We start from the raw sequence: 1,009 nt of genomic DNA on the forward strand, positions 1-1,009 counted from the left end.
AGGAAGTCTGCACGCGGCATGCGCGCATCACGAACGCAGAGCTGCATGATTGCGCGCTCTTGCTGACGCAGGCGATCCAGGGCGCTGCGAACACGCTCGACCAGGGCTTCGAATTGCTTCGGCACCAGTTTGATCGGCATGAACAGGTCGGCCAGGGCCAGCAACTCGGCAATCGCTGCCTTGTTGTGACGACCGTGCTTTTTCAGAGCCTTGCGGGTGATTTCCATCTGATCGGCCACAGCGCCAAAACGCTGGGCGGCGATGATCGGATCCGGACCGCTTTCGGCTTCTTCCTCGTCATCCGAGGCTTCACCGTCTTCGTCGTCGGAATCGTCATCCGCCTTGACGGCTTTCGCGTCAATCGGCGGCGGCACTTCTGCCGCAGGCGGCGCAATGCCGTCGTCCGGGTCGATATAACCGCTCAGGACGTCGGACAGGCGACCACCTTCGGTGGTGACACGGGTGTACTCGGAGAGAATATGATCAACCGTGCCAGGGAAGTGCGCGATTGCGCTCATCACTTCACGGATGCCCTCTTCAATACGCTTGGCGATTTCGATTTCGCCTTCACGTGTGAGGAGCTCCACCGTACCCATTTCGCGCATGTACATGCGCACCGGGTCGGTAGTGCGACCAATGTCGGTCTCGACCGCAGCCAACGCTGCAGCGGCCTCTTCGGCTGCGGCTTCGTCGGTATCGGCGTCGGCCAGCATAAGGGAATCCTTATCTGGCGCAACCTCGAATACGTTGATCCCCATGTCATTGATCATGCGGATGATGTCTTCCACCTGTTCCGGATCTGAAATATCCTCCGGCAGGTGGTCGTTGACCTCCGCGTAAGTCAGGTAGCCCTGCTCACGACCAAGTGTGATCAACTCTTTGATACGAGACTGCTGTTGCGCTTTTCCGGACATAACACCCTATCCACTGAAGGTCTTGGCGGGCAAAAAACAAGCCGAGGATTATACCTGAGCTATGACCTCACGCGCCAGTTGAGGTCGGGTTTGAT

At 58.3% G+C, this 1,009-nt stretch carries 1 protein-coding gene; it reads right to left on the minus strand.

Translation table 11 applies throughout. The annotated features are described in order from the left end of the window. Window positions 1-914: RNA polymerase sigma factor region1.1 domain-containing protein (locus ACRESJ_RS34360; RefSeq protein WP_431761858.1), on the minus strand; the 914-nt coding region annotated here is incomplete at its 3' end. Between the last annotated feature and the right edge of the window lie 95 nt (window positions 915-1,009).

The sequence above is a fragment of the Pseudomonas sp. genome, from assembly GCF_050739655.1.
Classification (GTDB): domain Bacteria; phylum Pseudomonadota; class Gammaproteobacteria; order Pseudomonadales; family Pseudomonadaceae; genus Aquipseudomonas.